Here is a 15,381-nt window from a genome sequence, read left to right as displayed (position 1 = left end):
TTTTTACTGCTAACAATTGCTTTTTAGGGGTAAAAAGATGGCATTATATGTATACAATACTCTCACAAGAAAAAAAGAAGAATTTGTTCCTTTGCAGCCAGGTAAAATAGGCATTTATGTATGTGGTATTACAGCTTATGATTATTGTCATATGGGACATGCCCGTTCTGCTATTGTTTTTGATGTCATTGTTAAATATTTACGTTATTTAAATTATGATGTGCTTTTTGTTCGCAATTTTACTGATGTAGATGATAAAATTATCAATCGGGCTAAAAAGGAAGGAAAACTTGCACATGAAATTGCCGAATACTATATTAAGGCATTTTATGAAGATATGGATGCACTTGGAGTTGATAAGGCGGATATTGAACCTAGAGCAACAGAACATATTCCAGAAATGATTGCTTTGGTTGAAAAGTTATTAGCTAAAGGTTATGCCTATGAAGCAGATGGTGATGTCTATTTTAGTATAGAGCGTTTTCCACATTATGGTTGCCTCTCTCATCGAAGTCTAGATGAAATGCTTGCTGGTGCAAGAGTTGAACCAAATCCCAAAAAACGCCATCCTTTAGATTTTGCTTTATGGAAAAAGGCAAAGCCTGGTGAACCATGGTGGGATAGTCCTTGGGGAAAAGGAAGACCTGGATGGCATTTAGAATGCTCAGTAATGAGTATGAAATATTTGGGAGAAACTTTTGATATTCATGGAGGTGGTCAAGACTTAATCTTTCCTCATCATGAAAATGAAATTGCTCAATCTGAGGCTGCCACTGGAAAACCATTTGTTCGTTACTGGATTCATCATGGCTTTCTTATGGTTAATAAAGAAAAAATGTCTAAATCTTTAGGAAACTTTTTTACTATTAGAGAAGTACTTGCAAAATTTCATCCAGAGGCAATAAGATTGTTTTTTTTAAGCCATCATTATCGCAGTCCAATAGATTTTTCTGATCAAGCTTTAAAAGAAGCAACAAGTGCCTTAGAAAGAATTTATTTAAGCTTAAAACGTGCTCAGGAAAGGATAGGTAAAATAAATGAAATTAACCCTGAAAATTTAAAAAATGAATTACTTTATCAGGAATTAATGAAAAATGAAGAAAAGTTTAAAGAGGCTATGAATGATGATTTTAATACTGCTCTTGCCCTTTCTCAAATTTTTAATAGCATTAAAGCTATTAATTTATATCTAGAAAAAACAGAAATTAATAAAGAATTAATTGCTTGGGCTATAAAAAAGATAAAGGAATGGGGAAAAGTATTTGGTATCTGTCAATGCCTGCCAGAAGATTTTTTAACACAAGGAGTAAGCTTAAGTGTAGAAGAGATAGAAAGGCTTATTGCCAAACGGGCAGAAGCAAGGAAAAAGAAAGATTGGGCAACAGCAGATGCTATTAGAGAGGAATTGAAAAAAGCAGGTATTATCCTTGAAGACACCCCTCAAGGAACTACCTGGCGGGTAAAAAGGAGCTAAAGATGACACAATTTCACACATTTACAGTTACATTACGTTTGCCAGATAATTTAAAACCTTTACTTGAATTAGCTTATAATCTTTGGTTTGCTTGGAATCCTCAAGTTATTGCCCTTTTTAGAAGGCTTGACAGATGGTTATGGGAAGAAACTGGGCATAATCCAGTGCTTATGCTCAGTCAATTGAGTCATAAACGTATTCAAGAAATTTCTCAAGATGAAGCATTTTTAGCCTATATGCATCGTGTTTATAATGAGTTTAAATCTTATCTTGAAAATCCCTATTTTACTCCTTTTTTTGAAACAAAGAAAGATTTTTTAGTTGCTTATTTTTCTGCAGAATTTGGTTTAACAGATTGCCTTCCTATGTACTCTGGAGGACTTGGCATCCTTGCAGGAGATTATCTTAAATCTGCTAGTGATTTGAATTTGCCCATAATTGGCGTAGGCTTGCTTTATCAATATGGTTATTTTCGCCAAACACTTACTAGAGAAGGCATACAAAAAGAAACATATCCACCAAATGATTTCTATCATATGCCATTACATTTAGAAAAAGATGAAAATGGCAACCCTATACTGATTTCTGTAGATTTTAAGCATGAAAAAGCATATGCTCAAATTTGGCGTGTAGATGTAGGTCGGATAAAACTTTATCTTTTAGATACAAATATACCACAAAATCCTCCTCATATTCGCCACACTACTTCTTATTTATATGATGCCAATAGAGAGATTCGTTTAAGGCAAGAAATTTTATTAGGAATTGGTGGCGTAAGGGCATTGAATGCCTTAGGTATTTCGCCAACTATTTACCATATGAATGAAGGGCATTCAGCCTTTGCCGGACTTGAAAGAATTCGTATTTTGCGTGAAAAAACAGGTATTTCTTTCGATGCTGCCCATCTAGCAGTCATGGCAAGTAATGTCTTTACTACTCATACTCCAGTACCAGCAGGTATTGAGGTATTTGATCCTCATCTGATTGAGGCATATTTTGCCAACTATACAGAAAGCTTAGGTATATCTATGCCTGTGCTTTTAGGACTTGGTCGGAAAAACCCAGCAGATCATAATGAACCATTTTGTATGAACATTTTAGCAATGAAACTTTCTGGACATATTAATGCTGTCAGCAAATTACATAAAACTGTTTCACAAAAACTCTGGCACATATTATGGCCAAATCTTTCTAAAGAAGATGTTCCTATACCATATGTTACAAATGGCATACATATACCATCTTGGGTTTCTAAAGAAATGGCTGAGCTTTTTGACCGCTATTTAGGACCACATTGGTTTGAAGATCCTGATAATGAAAAAGTGTGGTCGCAAGTGCTTGAAATACCTGACGAAGAACTATGGGGTACTCATGAGCGTAGAAGAGAAAGATTAGTAGCCTTTTGCAGAAGACGGTTGAGGAAACAACTTATGAGAAGGGGCGCTTCTCAAAGTGAAATTATGAAGGTAAGTCAAATTTTGAGCCCAGAGGCATTAACTTTAGTTTGGGCAAGACGCATGGCAACTTACAAAAGACCAAATTTTATTTTTCGTGATCCTGAAAGATTAGCAAAAATTTTAAATAATCCTACGCGCCCAGTTCAAATTATCATGGCTGGAAAGGCACATCCAGCAGATGAACCAGCAAAGGCAATACTTAAAGAAATTATTGCTCTGACTAATGATGAATGTTTTAGACAACGCTTAGTCTTTATTGAAGATTATGATATGGAAGTAGCTAGATATCTAGTTGAAGGGGCTGATGTATGGTTAAATACCCCTTTAAGACCAAATGAAGCATGTGGTACAAGTGGGATGAAAGCAGTAGCTAATGGAGCTATACATTTTAGTACTAGTGATGGTTGGTGGGCAGAAGCATATCGTCCAGAACTTGGTTGGCTTATTGGTTCTCATGAAGAATATACAAATCCTGAATATCAAGCAGAAGTAGAAAGCAATTCTTTTTACAATCTCCTTGAACATGAAATTGCTCCATTATTTTATAATAGAGGACCAGACGGTTTACCTCATGGCTGGATACGTAAAATGAAGATGTCTATGCGTTATCTTTGCCCCCGTTTTAACACTCACCGTATGCTTCAAGAATATGTTGATCAACTTTACTTCCCTGCTCTTGATTATTGGCAAAATTTAGCAAAGGATGGCATGAAAGGGGCAGAAGCACTTTCAGCATGGAAAACAAGGATTATGACTAACTGGAATAAGGTAGCAGTATTAAAAATTGAACCAGCTAATGAATTGGAAATACCTGTTGGTGAAGAATTTAAAATTAATGCTCTAGTGCGTTTAGGAGATCTCAAACCAGATGAAGTAAAAGTAGAAGTTTATTATGGTCGACTCACCCCAGCAGGCAATTTAGTAGAAAGAGAAACTATACCTATGCAGGCAGTTGGTTCAGAAGAAAAGGGAATTTATCGATTTGAAGCTCGTTTTTATTGTGATGAAACAGGCAAATATGGCTATCGTATAAAGATTACTCCTTATCATCCTTATCTTGTCCCTTCTTATTATCTACTTGGGGTATTGGTGGTGTGGGGATAGTTATTATTTTTCTTATTCTTTGCATTTTTGTAGGCTGTTTGCCACCACCAAAACCACCGCCTAATCTTATTAAATTGCCTTTTAAAAAATGGCCAGTTTTAAAAAAACCACAGGATTTAGATACATTTTTTGTTGCCTTAGAAAAAAGTCTCAATTATTACCAAAAACTTCCTCCTGATTATACTTTTTTGGTAGCAGGAACTCCTTATACTGCTTTAGAAATGGAAGAGAGTCTTAAAATTTTTAAATATTGTTTAAATAAATCTAATTGGCAAAGTTGCATTAGAAATTACTTTGACCTTTATCAAGCCGCTGGTCTAAATCAAAAAAGAGAAGTGCTTTTTACTGGTTATTATCAACCAATACTTTATGGCAGTTTTTCTCCAAATGAAAGATTTAAATATCCTATTTATCGAGTGCCAGATGAACTATTAAAAATAGACTTAAAACGCTTTGATAAGACATTACCACCTCGTATACTTATTGGCATGGTACGAGGAAATGAAGTTATTCCTTTTTATAGTCGAGCAGAAATAGATTATTCTTTAAAACTTGCTGGAAAGGGATATGAAATAATTTGGGTAGATGATCCTATAGAACTCTTTTTCCTTCATATTCAAGGTTCTGGTATTGTTATTTTGCCTGATGGCAAAAAGATTTATTTACATTATGCCATTTCAAATGGTCGCCCTTATAAAAGCATTGGACAAGCAATGAAAACATTAGGTCTTTTGGAAAAACCAAATGGTATAAAAATAAAAAAATATTTTAAGAAGCATCCTGAGATGATGAAAAAGATATTTTCTGTAAATGAAAGCTATATATTCTTTCAAATTGTAGAAAAAGGCCCACTAGGTGCTTTAGATGAAATTTTAACCCCTTATTATTCTTTAGCCACAGATCCAAACATTTTTCCAAAAGGCAGTATGCTTTTTTTACAGACAGAGATACCTATTGTGGATGATAAACAGAATTTAAAAGGATGGCAAACATTTCATTCCTTTGCTTTATCTCAAGATACTGGCAGTGCTATTAAAGGGCCAGGAAGAGCTGATATTTTTTTTGGCACAGGTAATAAAGCAGAAGCAAAGGCATGTTATATGGCACGCAGAGGAAAACTTTATTTACTGATAAAGAAGAAATGAATCTTTATAAAAATGCTCTTAAGCTCATTAATCAGGTAATTATAGGAAAAGAAAAAGAGGTAAAACTTGCCTTTAGTTGTCTTTTGGCAGGTGGACATCTCCTTCTAGAAGATGTGCCAGGGACAGGAAAAACAACATTGGCTATAGCTTTAGCAAGGGTATTGGGTTGTTCTTTTGCTAGGATTCAATTTACAAGCGATATATTGCCTGCTGATATTATTGGAGGATTGGTTTATCAGCCAAAAGAAGGTCATTTTATTTTTAGACCAGGCCCTATATTTCATCAAGTAATCCTTGCTGATGAAATCAATCGTGCTACTCCCAAAGCACAGAGTGCCTTACTTGAAGCTATGGAAGAAAGACAAGTAAGTATTGAAGGGGTTGTAAAACCTTTACCCTCTCCTTTTTTTGTCATTGCTACTCAAAATCCTTATGAACTCCATGGCACATTCCCTCTACCAGAATCTCAATTAGATAGATTTTTTATGCGTTTGACCTTAGGTTATCCTTCTCCAGAAAAAGAGGCTTTAATCTTAAAGCATGGAAGACTTCAAGAAGAGGCAAGGAATTTACCTTCTGTATTTACACCAGAAACAATAATTAAAATGCAAAAAGAGATACAAAAAATTCATCTTCATGAAGATTTATTAAATTATGTTCTTAAAATAATAGAAAAAACAAGAAAAGATAACACATTCCGTTATGGTCTTTCTCCTAGAGGTGCCCTTGCTTGGATAAAGGCAGCTAAAGCATATGCATTTTTAGAAGGTAGAAATTATGTTGCCCCTGAAGATATAAAAACAGTATTTATCCCAATAGCCTTCCATCGCCTTTTACCAAAGGAAGAGACAAACTTATCAGCAAGAGAGATCTTACTTAAGGAAATCTTAAATACATCACCATTACCTTTATGAAAAAAGGACGTTTTAAAGTAAAAATCACCATAGCAGGTATTGTCTTTGTAATCCTTACTATTATTTTAGGGGTAGCTGCTATAAATACTGGCAATAATCTCCTTTATATTATTGCTGCTTTAATGCTTTCTATTATGGGTTTATCTGGTTTTTCTTCCTTTATTAATTTAATCAATCTTGATTTTACATTAGAACTTCCTCAAGAAATTTATGCTAAAAAAAAGACATTTTTAATTATCAAAATAAAAAATAAGAAACAATATTTTCCAAGCTTTCTCTTGGGAATAAAAAATTCATTTTCTATTTCCTGGCTTACATTTCTTCCTCCTAAAAAGGAGGCTTCTATTTATCTCTGGACAGTCTTTCAAAGAAGAGGATGGCAAAATATACCAGAAATTTTTATTTTTTCATACTTTCCTTTAAGCTTTTTTTCAAGAGGATTTAAATTATCTTTTAAAGAAAAATGTCTTGTTTATCCAAAACCTATTGTTTGTGATTTTTCATCTATGCTTAAAGATTTTGGACACGAAGATGTTCAAAAAAAGGGTGAAGAAGATTTTAAGGGATTGAGAGAATCATTAAATGGTGAGTATTTAAGACATGTGCATTGGCTAGCTACAGCTAGATTAGGAAAATTCATTTTAAAGGAATATGAAGGAGATGGTTCAAAAAAAGTTTTACTTATCTTGTCAAATAAAAATGATTTAGAAAATCAACTTGGAAGATTAACTTATTTAGCTAATTTATTTTTTAAAAAGGATTATGCTGTAGGTTTAAAAACACCATCTATTTATTTACCTCCAGAAAAAGGAGAAAAACAGAGAAAAGAGATTTTAAAAACACTTGCCCTTTATGAGACCTAAAGATTTACCTGTTATTTGTGCATATTTAGGTTTTTTCTTAGGGGCTGTGAGCCTTTTAGAAGAAATTTCTTTTAATTGGTGGTCAATTGTTGTTTTAATTATCCTTCTTACTTACTTAAATCATCTTAAATGGCATTTTTATCTTTCTGGTATTACTCTAAATCTTTTAGCCATCTCTTTGATTTTATTTGCATTCTTTACTCCTTCAACAGGTGCTTTTGAAATACTTTTAAGGATATTGTTTATTTTAAGTCTTATAAAATTCTTAAGTCCATTAAAAAATCGTGATTTATGGCAAATTTACACTTTAAATTTATTTTTATTCTGTATGGCATCTATTACTCGCTTAGATTTAGGATTTGGTTTTTTACTTTTAGCATTTCTTTATATTAGCCTAACAGGACTCTGTTTTTTAACTGCTCAAAAAACAGGTGAGATAAATATTATTAAGAGACCATTATTTTATTTTTCCTCATTTTTTACTTTATTTGTCATTCTTTTTGCCATTATCTTTTTTATATGTCTTCCTCGTTCTCCTTACACATTTTTATTTGGTTTTGGTTTCAACCCAAAGGCAAAAACAGGTTTTAGAGAAAAAATAAATTTAAAAAAGATTCAAGAGATTAGAGAAGATAAAAGTGTAGCATTTAGAGTTATTTTGTCAAAAAAACTTCCTTTTATCCCTTATTGGCGTGGCATTGTCTATGATACTTATGAAAATGGCAGTTGGCAAATGCATTTTAAAGAAAAAATTAAAAGAAAAGATTTTACCTGTCCATCTACTTATAAACAGACAATTTTTTTAGAACCATATCAAGGAAAAACACTCTTTGCTATGGAATACCCTATTCTTATAAAACCTGTTGCTCCAAAAAGGATTTTTATCTTTATGTTAAAAAATTTCAGTATTTCATTGCCAAGGAATGTCTCAATGCGAATAGAATACAAGGCATTTTCTTGTCCATCCTTTCCAGCCTCTTCAATTAATCCAGAAGAAAAAAATATTTATTTACAAGTGCCAGAAAGTATTAAAGAAAGATTAAAAGAAATTGTTAAAAATTTAATAAAAAAAGAAGATTCTCCTTCTATTATTGCTGAAAAAATTAAACATTTTTTAAATCAACCTCCTTTTCGTTATTCTTTAAAAGTAAATGAATCAAAAGGAGACCCTATAATCGATTTTCTCTTTTCTACTCATCAAGGTTGGTGTGAACATTTCTCTTCTGCCTTAACCTTACTTTTAAGGACTGCTGGTATCCCTGCCAGATTAATAGGTGGTTATTATGGTGGAACATGGAATGAAATGGGCAATTATTATCTTGTATTGCAAAAAGATGCCCATACTTGGGTAGAATATTGGGATGGAAAGACATGGAAAAGGATTGATCCTACTCCTGCCCATTTTATAAAAAAACATAAATTTTTATTCCTTTCAAAATGGATTGATTATTTAAAATTGCGTTGGTATGCCTATGTCATAAATTATGATTTTTCTACACAAAGAAGATTATTCTCTGAATTAAAACGTATTTTTACACCAAAAAATAATTGGCAGATAAAATATCCCCAATTTAAATGGTCTAAAAAAATTATATTTTTATCTTTAATACCATTTTTAATCTCAACTTTCTTTTACTTTTTAAAGAGAAAAAATAAAAAGACACCTCTTTTACAACTTCAATCAATTTTAAAAAATTATGGTTTTAGATGTCCATCTTCAGAAGGTGGGCTTGAATGGGCTAAATATATAGAAAAAATAGACCCAAAACTCTCTCAAATGATAAAAGATTTTGCTTTAAATTATTATGAAGTACGTTATGGAAAAGAGAAAATGGATGATAAAAGAAAAAAGTATTTAAATGAGTTATTAAAAGAAATAAAAAATTATCTTAAAAATAAAAATGCAAGAATGGATTGAGATTTTAAAACATATTGCTTTAAAATTAAATCTCAAAGAGGTTTATCTTGTTGGTGGCGTAGTAAGGGATTTATTATTAAAAAGACCAATACAGGATTTTGATATTACTGTAGAAAAAAGACCAAAAGATATTGCCTTTCTTTTTGCTAAAAAGATAAATGGACATTTTGTTATTTTAGATGAAGAGTGGGAGACATATAGAGTAGTAAAAGATAATCTTTATTTTGATTTCACACCTTTTAGAGGAAAAGATATAATCTCTGACCTTTCTGCCAGAGACTATACTATTAATGCCCTAGCTATAAATATCTTTCAGCCAGAAAAGATTATTGATCCATTTAAAGGAAAGATAGATTTAAAAAATTGTGTCTTACGTATGGTTAATAAAAAGGCATTATGGGAAGATCCATTAAGGATACTTCGTGGTTTTAGAATCTGTGCTGAATTAAACTTTGATTTAGAAAAAGAGACATATTTTACTATAAAACGTTATGCCCCTCTTTTAAAAAATATTGCTGGAGAAAGGATTTATCAAGAATTAAAAAGATTATTTCTTACAGAGAATGCCTCTTACTGGATAAAAGAAATGGGAAATTCAGGTATATTTTCTTCTATCTTGCCAGAGTTAGATGCATTAAAAGGTGTATTACAAAATGGCTTTCATCATTTAGATGTTTATGGACATTCATTGCTTACTTTAAAACAGATAGAATCTTTAATCTTGAAGCCTGAAAATATAATTTTAGATTTTAAAAAAGAAATTAAGGAATATGTCAAAGAACCATTTCATATATTTTGTTTAAAATGGGCAGCTTTATGCCATGATTTAGGAAAACCAAGTACTCAAGAAAAAAAAGGAAATCATTTTACTTTTTATGGACATAATAAAGTAGGGGCTGAACTTTTTTTAAATATTGCTTCAAGATTGCATTTCTCTAATAAAGAAAAAGATTTAATCTCTTTTCTTATTATCCATCATCTTTGGCCATTCCATTTGCTTTCTCTTTATCAAAAAAATCAATTAACATTAAAGGCAATGCATCGCATCATCCGAAAGAGTGAGCCACATACAATTGGCTTATTTTTACTTGCCCTTGCTGATAATTTTGCAGCAAATGGTCCAGGTAAACCAAAAGATTATGATCAAGAATTTATTAATTTATTTAAAGAAATAATGAAGATAAGAAAAGAATTTCTTTCTATAAAAGAAAGACATCGCTTAGTTACTGGTCATGATATTATTAATTGGTTTAAATTAAAACCAGGCCCAATTATTGGGAAATTATTACAAGAAATAGAAGAGGCACAATTAGCTGGTAAAATTAAGACAAAAGAAGAAGCTAAAGAGTGGTTGGAGAGGAAGGTAAAGGAATATTAATTTTTTTGAAAAACTCATTGTTTTACAATCTTGTTATCCATTCTTAAATCATAATCTGGTATTCTTTCAAATGCATGTACAATGCCAAATCCAGCAGAAATAATGAATAAATCTAATTTACTTTCTTTAATATTAAATAATTTCTGTTTAAAAGAGGGAGCTACATTATACAAATGCCCATTATATCTACTCAAAGCATTTATCAAATTGGAATCTGACTTTATACAGTCTTTAAATTTTTCTCTTGCTTTCTTAAGCTTTTGTTGGGATTGTGGAGATAAATAATCAAATACTGTTTTCTGATTACACTTAATCACTTCTTTATCTGTCTTTTTTTAGAACAGGGTATCAAAAAAAGAACTTTATTTTTCATTTAAGAATCCTCCAAAACATTTCATTTATAATTTCCTTAGCTTTTGGATAACTTAATTGTATTTTTTGGGTAAGGTAAGATATTACTTCTTGATACCAATTATCCTTATTATCAGTATATGTTCTGCCCAATTGCCATAAAAGACTATCTATTCTGAATATTGTTATATTTCTTACATGAATGTCCACAGGTATTGGAAGGCTTTCTTTAAAGGCATAGCTATTAAAATAGACAAGATGAAATAGGTCAAATATTTTCATTGATATTGTTACTGTTTTCATATCTTTTTTTCTACCTGTAACTTGGGAAACCTCTTGCCATAGCTTTTTTGGATCTTTCAGATAAAAGGAAAAGTTTTTCTTAAAGTCGTTAAAAAATATTGAGTTAAAAACTTTATTTAAAGCTTTCCTTTTTGTTTCATTCAAACGTTTATTTACTTTTAAATTAAGGAAGTCATTAAATAAATTTTTTATGTCCTCAAGAGATTTCAATTTACTTATGCTGACTAATTTTTCTAAATCATTCCAAAAAATAAAAGCATTTCCTGCTAATTGATAATCAATAATACCTGCACAAACCCCTATAAGACAGAGAAGCTCTTTTTTAGATTTATTTTTAGTATGAAGAAAAAATTTATATTCTGGTTCAAACTGATCAAATTTTATAAAATCATTTTGTTTGCCCAATTTTGTTAATATAGAAATTATCTTATTTTTTCGGGAAGTGAATGATTTATTGTCTTTATTAATTTTCTCCCCGCATCGGAAATATTTAAACAATGAACTTAAATAACATTCAGCCTTTGTTCTTAAAAATTTATCTATTTCTCTAGGCGTATTTTCTATCTCTCCATTACATATTGCATCATGGATTTTTTTAAAAGCTTCATATTTAATAGGCCAAGATGGTTTACTTGTTCCTCTTATGAATATTATTTCATCATCACTTATTGAATAGATTCCGTATCTTGTAGAAGTGAATCTTTTATTACTAGTCCAACTTTTAAACATTATTTTTTCTCTTCTTATTCTTTCTAATTCTTTAAAACACATCCCACATTTATCGCAATAAAAATTTAGGAAACCCATCCTATCTCTCCTAAATTTACATTTTTCTTAAAATTTTCTTAGAAATTTTTGAAAGTTCAGAGTTTTTCTTTAATGCAAGTTCTTTTTGTCTTTTACATAGTTTTTTGAGCCATTCATATTCACCATCCATCAGCATTAAGCATTCCACCAAGAGGTTTTCCCGCTTTTTCTTATCTCCTAAATATGTTATAAAGTCAAGGAAGGAGTAATAAATGGGAAAATATATTCCCAGATATGTAAGGGCATATGAGGATGGTTCTTTAGAAAAAAAGATTGAAGAAGCATATAAGATTTTAGAAAAATGTACTTTATGTCCAAGGGAATGCAAAGTAAATAGACTTAAAGGAGAAAAGGGGATATGTAAAACAGGTGAATTACCTATTGTTTCAAGTTTTTTTGCCCACTTTGGTGAAGAAGACCCACTTGTAGGGAAACATGGTTCTGGCACTATCTTTATATCTCGTTGCAATCTACTTTGTATGTATTGTCAAAATTATGAAATCAGCCATCTTGGTGAAGGAAGAGAGATTACTTTAGATATTTTTGCTCAAATAATGCTTTCTTTACAAGAACAGGGATGTCATAATATAAATATTGTTACTCCTACTCATGTAGTACCTCAGCTTTTGGGAGCATTAAAAATTGCTGTAGAAAGAGGACTTTCTATCCCTTTGGTTTATAATACAAGTGGTTATGATAAAGTTGAAACTTTAAAGATTTTAGATGGCATAGTAGATATTTATATGCCAGATTTCAAATATTGGGATCCTAAAGTAGCAAAACGCTATTCAAAAGCACCAGACTATCCAGAAGTGGCAAGAAAGGCATTAAAAGAGATGCATCGTCAAGTAGGAGATTTGCGTATTAATGAACAAGGTATAGCTGAAGAAGGTTTACTTGTAAGACATTTAGTACTTCCTCATGGTTTGGCTAATACAAAAGAAATTATGGAATTTATTGCTAATGAAATCTCTCCAAATACTTATGTAAATGTTATGGCTCAATATCGTCCTTGCGGAGAAGCTTATAAAGACTCTTATTTAAATCGCTCTCTTACATTAGAAGAATATGAAGAAGCACTTAAGGCAGCCATTAAAGCAGGGATTACCCGTTTAGATGAAGCTCAAAAACGCTTCTTGTTAAGGTTTCGTTTTATTTAAGCTTACTATATCCACTGCACGCTTTAACCACTTTCCTGTATATGAGTTTTTGCATTTCATGATTTCTAATGGAGTGCCTGAGGCAACAAGATAGCCTCCTTTTTCTCCTCCTTCAGGACCTAGGTCAATGATATAATCAGCAGCAGCAATAATATCTAAATTATGTTCAATGACAATAATGGTGTTTCCTGCCTCAACAAGCTTTTTAAATACTTTAATCAGTTTTTCAATGTCTGCTCGATGTAAACCAGTTGAAGGTTCATCTAAGAGATATAAAGTTTTTCCTTGGCTAGTTTTCCATAGCTCTGTAGCCAATTTTAAACGTTGTGCCTCTCCACCAGAAAGGGTATGGCTTGGCTGTCCCAATGTGAGGTAATCAAGCCCTATTTCTTTAAGGATTTTAAGTGGCTTAACAATATGAGGAATAGCAGAAAAAAATTCAGCAGCCTCGGCAATAGTCATTTTGAGAATTTCAGCAATGTTTTTCCCTTTATAAGTGATACTTAAGGTTTCTTCATTAAAACGATTGCCATTACAAATTTCGCAATCTACATAAACTTCTGGTAAAAAGCTCATCTCTACTTTAATTTTCCCATGACCACCACAGTGTTCACATCGACCTCCTGGTACATTAAAAGAGAAGCGGCTTGGAGTATATCCTCTTGCCCTAGCTTCTGGTAAATGGGCAAAAAGGCGACGAATTTCATCCCAGACCCCTACATATGTAGCTGGTGTAGAACGAGGTGTGCGGCCTATTGGGCTATGATCCACTACTAATACTCTATTCAATCTCTCCCAACCTATCATCTCTTTATGATTATCTGGTGGATTTTTCTTGCGCAGGCGAGCCTTAAGCCCTTTATAGATGACTTCCATTACCAAACTGCTTTTCCCTGAACCAGAAACACCAGTAACACAAGTAAGGGTAGCTAAGGGAATTTTTACATCAATATTTTTTAAGTTAAATGCCTTTGCTTCTTTTATAATAAGCCAATTTTTATCTTTAAGTTCCTGTGTTGGATAAAGAGTAATAGGTCTTTTTAAATATTGTCCAGTAATAGAAAAAGGATTTTTTATTATTTCCTTTGGACTACCAATAGCAATTACTTCACCACCTTTTTTACCTGCACCTGGGCCTAAATCAATGACAATATCTGCTTTCTCAATAGTGGCAGTATCATGTTCAACAACAATAACTGTATTGCCACGTTTTTGCAAACTTCTTAATACTTTTAATAAAAGCTCATTATCACGAGGATGAAGTCCAATTGTAGGTTCATCTAAAATATAACATACTCCACGTAAGTTTGAACCTAATTGAGCAGCAAGTCTAAGACGCTGAGCTTCTCCTCCAGAAAGACTATCCCCACTTCTATCTAAAGTAAGGTAACCAAGTCCTACTTCTTTTAAAAATTTAAGACGAGTAATGATTTCTGGGAAAATAATTTTAGCAAGTGCTTTTTGTTTTTCATCTAAAGAAAGATGATTTAAAGTATAAATAAGTTCATCAACACTTTTTTTCTGTATTTCAGCAATATTGTAATTATCTACTTTAACAGAAAGGGCTAATTGATTAAGTCTTGTTCCTTGACATCTGTAACAGATATGTCCATTTACTACTCCTAATCCATCACATGTAGGACAAGCGCCTAAAACACTATTAAAAGAAAAAAGGCGTGGATCTGGATTGGGCAAACCTATTTGGCAAAATGGGCAAAAAAGCTTTTCACTATAAATTTGCTCATTTTCTTTATCTGTAACAATAATTATTCCTTTTCCTTCTCTTAAAGCAAGATTTATTATTTTTTGTAATTTTGAAATTTTATTAGATTTTGGCTTAATTTTTCCAATAATAAATTCAATACTATGTTCTTGATAACGAGAAAGTGTAGGAATTTCTGGAAGAGAGATAATTTTTCCATCTACCCTTACCTTTTCATACCCTTTTTTAATCGCTTCTTTAAATATTTCTTTATGCCATCCTTTTTTTCTTATAACCTTAGGAGCAAGAATAACTATTTCTTTCTCTTGCCAACGATTTAAAATAGATTCTAATATTTCTGTTTCATTCATTCCCTGAACAGCCCTTCCACATTGAGGACAATATGATTTCCCTGCCTTAGCGTAAAAAAGCCTTAAATAATGTCCAATCTCAGTAATAGTTGCTACAGTAGAACGACGTGTAAAAAGACTTGTTCGCTGACTAATAGCTACAGTAGGGGGTATGCCTTTTAACATATCTATATCAGGCTTAGCCAATACTTGAATATATTGACGGACATAAGCAGGTAAACTCTCTATATAACGACGCTGCCCTTCAGCAAAAAGAATATCAAAAGCAAGGGTAGTTTTCCCCGAACCACTCACCCCCGTAATGACGATAAGTTTATCACGGGGGATATTTAAATTTATGTTTTTTAAATTATGCTCCCGACCACCACGTAGGCTAATGTATGACATAATTTTATTATATAACAAAAAAGCTAGACAGAGACGAGCTTTTAAGG

General features: G+C 32.0%; 11 protein-coding genes. 8 read left to right on the top strand and 3 right to left on the bottom strand.

Annotated features, from left to right (window positions below):
- The first annotated feature begins 37 nt into the window (after positions 1 to 37).
- The 7 genes from cysS to LWW95_06900 are packed head-to-tail and all read left to right on the top strand — an operon-like array spanning position 38 to position 10,253.
- Positions 38 to 1,474 carry a cysteine--tRNA ligase gene (cysS, locus tag LWW95_06930; protein ID MDL1956762.1) on the top strand — a complete coding sequence of 479 codons (1,437 nt, stop codon included), beginning with the start codon at positions 38 to 40 and terminating at the stop codon, positions 1,472 to 1,474.
- A gap of 2 nt (positions 1,475 to 1,476) precedes the next feature.
- Positions 1,477 to 4,035, top strand: coding sequence for an alpha-glucan family phosphorylase (gene glgP, locus LWW95_06925; GenBank protein ID MDL1956761.1), 2,559 nt, complete (start codon positions 1,477 to 1,479; stop codon positions 4,033 to 4,035).
- The gene (locus LWW95_06920; protein MDL1956760.1) at positions 4,026 to 5,180 is read left to right on the top strand and encodes an MltA domain-containing protein; all 1,155 of its coding nucleotides are present in this window, start codon (positions 4,026 to 4,028) and stop codon (positions 5,178 to 5,180) included. Before glgP ends, LWW95_06920 begins: the two co-directional genes overlap by 10 nt.
- Entirely contained in the window at positions 5,129 to 6,094 is a 966-nt protein-coding gene (locus LWW95_06915; GenBank protein MDL1956759.1) for a MoxR family ATPase, read from the top strand. Before LWW95_06920 ends, LWW95_06915 begins: the two co-directional genes overlap by 52 nt.
- Complete coding sequence (locus LWW95_06910) at positions 6,091 to 6,957, top strand: DUF58 domain-containing protein (protein MDL1956758.1); 867 nt, start codon at positions 6,091 to 6,093, stop codon at positions 6,955 to 6,957. The genes LWW95_06915 and LWW95_06910 overlap by 4 nt, the downstream gene beginning before the upstream one ends.
- Positions 6,947 to 8,875 carry a transglutaminaseTgpA domain-containing protein gene (locus tag LWW95_06905; GenBank protein MDL1956757.1) on the top strand — a complete coding sequence of 643 codons (1,929 nt, stop codon included), beginning with the start codon at positions 6,947 to 6,949 and terminating at the stop codon, positions 8,873 to 8,875. The genes LWW95_06910 and LWW95_06905 overlap by 11 nt, the downstream gene beginning before the upstream one ends.
- Positions 8,859 to 10,253 (top strand): HD domain-containing protein, encoded by a 1,395-nt coding sequence (locus tag LWW95_06900; protein ID MDL1956756.1) that lies wholly within the window; start codon positions 8,859 to 8,861, stop codon positions 10,251 to 10,253. Before LWW95_06905 ends, LWW95_06900 begins: the two co-directional genes overlap by 17 nt.
- Positions 10,254 to 10,267: 14 nt before the next feature.
- Here the strand turns inward: LWW95_06900 and yaaA are convergent, their stop codons facing one another.
- Both yaaA and LWW95_06890 read right to left on the bottom strand, forming a co-directional pair.
- Positions 10,268 to 10,570 (bottom strand): peroxide stress protein YaaA, encoded by a 303-nt coding sequence (gene yaaA, locus LWW95_06895; GenBank protein MDL1956755.1) that lies wholly within the window; start codon positions 10,568 to 10,570, stop codon positions 10,268 to 10,270.
- Between the two features lie 52 nt (positions 10,571 to 10,622).
- Entirely contained in the window at positions 10,623 to 11,714 is a 1,092-nt protein-coding gene (locus LWW95_06890; protein MDL1956754.1) for an N-glycosylase/DNA lyase, read from the bottom strand.
- 212 nt (positions 11,715 to 11,926) lie between these two features.
- Between LWW95_06890 and LWW95_06885 the strand changes: the two genes are divergently transcribed.
- Positions 11,927 to 12,874 carry a radical SAM protein gene (locus tag LWW95_06885; GenBank protein MDL1956753.1) on the top strand — a complete coding sequence of 316 codons (948 nt, stop codon included), beginning with the start codon at positions 11,927 to 11,929 and terminating at the stop codon, positions 12,872 to 12,874.
- Here the strand turns inward: LWW95_06885 and uvrA are convergent.
- On the bottom strand, positions 12,854 to 15,334 hold the full coding sequence (uvrA, locus tag LWW95_06880) for an excinuclease ABC subunit UvrA (protein MDL1956752.1): 2,481 nt from the start codon (positions 15,332 to 15,334) through the stop codon (positions 12,854 to 12,856). The genes LWW95_06885 and uvrA overlap by 21 nt on opposite strands.
- Positions 15,335 to 15,381: the final 47 nt, after the last annotated feature.

This window comes from Candidatus Desulfofervidus auxilii (assembly GCA_030262725.1).
Classification (GTDB): domain Bacteria; phylum Desulfobacterota; class Desulfofervidia; order Desulfofervidales; family Desulfofervidaceae; genus JAJSZS01.
This window is presented reverse-complemented; position numbering and strand designations above follow the sequence as displayed.

Excerpts from the sequence above, each read along its gene's own strand:
- cysS (MDL1956762.1), top strand. The coding sequence starts at position 38 with ATGGCATTATATGTATACAATACTCTCACAAGAAAAAAAGAAGAATTT.
- glgP (MDL1956761.1), top strand. The coding sequence starts at position 1,477 with ATGACACAATTTCACACATTTACAGTTACATTACGTTTGCCAGATAAT.
- LWW95_06915 (MDL1956759.1), top strand. The coding sequence starts at position 5,129 with ATGTTATATGGCACGCAGAGGAAAACTTTATTTACTGATAAAGAAGAA.
- LWW95_06910 (MDL1956758.1), top strand. The coding sequence starts at position 6,091 with ATGAAAAAAGGACGTTTTAAAGTAAAAATCACCATAGCAGGTATTGTC.
- LWW95_06905 (MDL1956757.1), top strand. The coding sequence starts at position 6,947 with ATGAGACCTAAAGATTTACCTGTTATTTGTGCATATTTAGGTTTTTTC.
- LWW95_06900 (MDL1956756.1), top strand. The coding sequence starts at position 8,859 with ATGCAAGAATGGATTGAGATTTTAAAACATATTGCTTTAAAATTAAAT.
- LWW95_06890 (MDL1956754.1), bottom strand. The coding sequence starts at position 11,714 with ATGGGTTTCCTAAATTTTTATTGCGATAAATGTGGGATGTGTTTTAAA.
- LWW95_06885 (MDL1956753.1), top strand. The coding sequence starts at position 11,927 with ATGGGAAAATATATTCCCAGATATGTAAGGGCATATGAGGATGGTTCT.
- uvrA (MDL1956752.1), bottom strand. The coding sequence starts at position 15,334 with ATGTCATACATTAGCCTACGTGGTGGTCGGGAGCATAATTTAAAAAAC.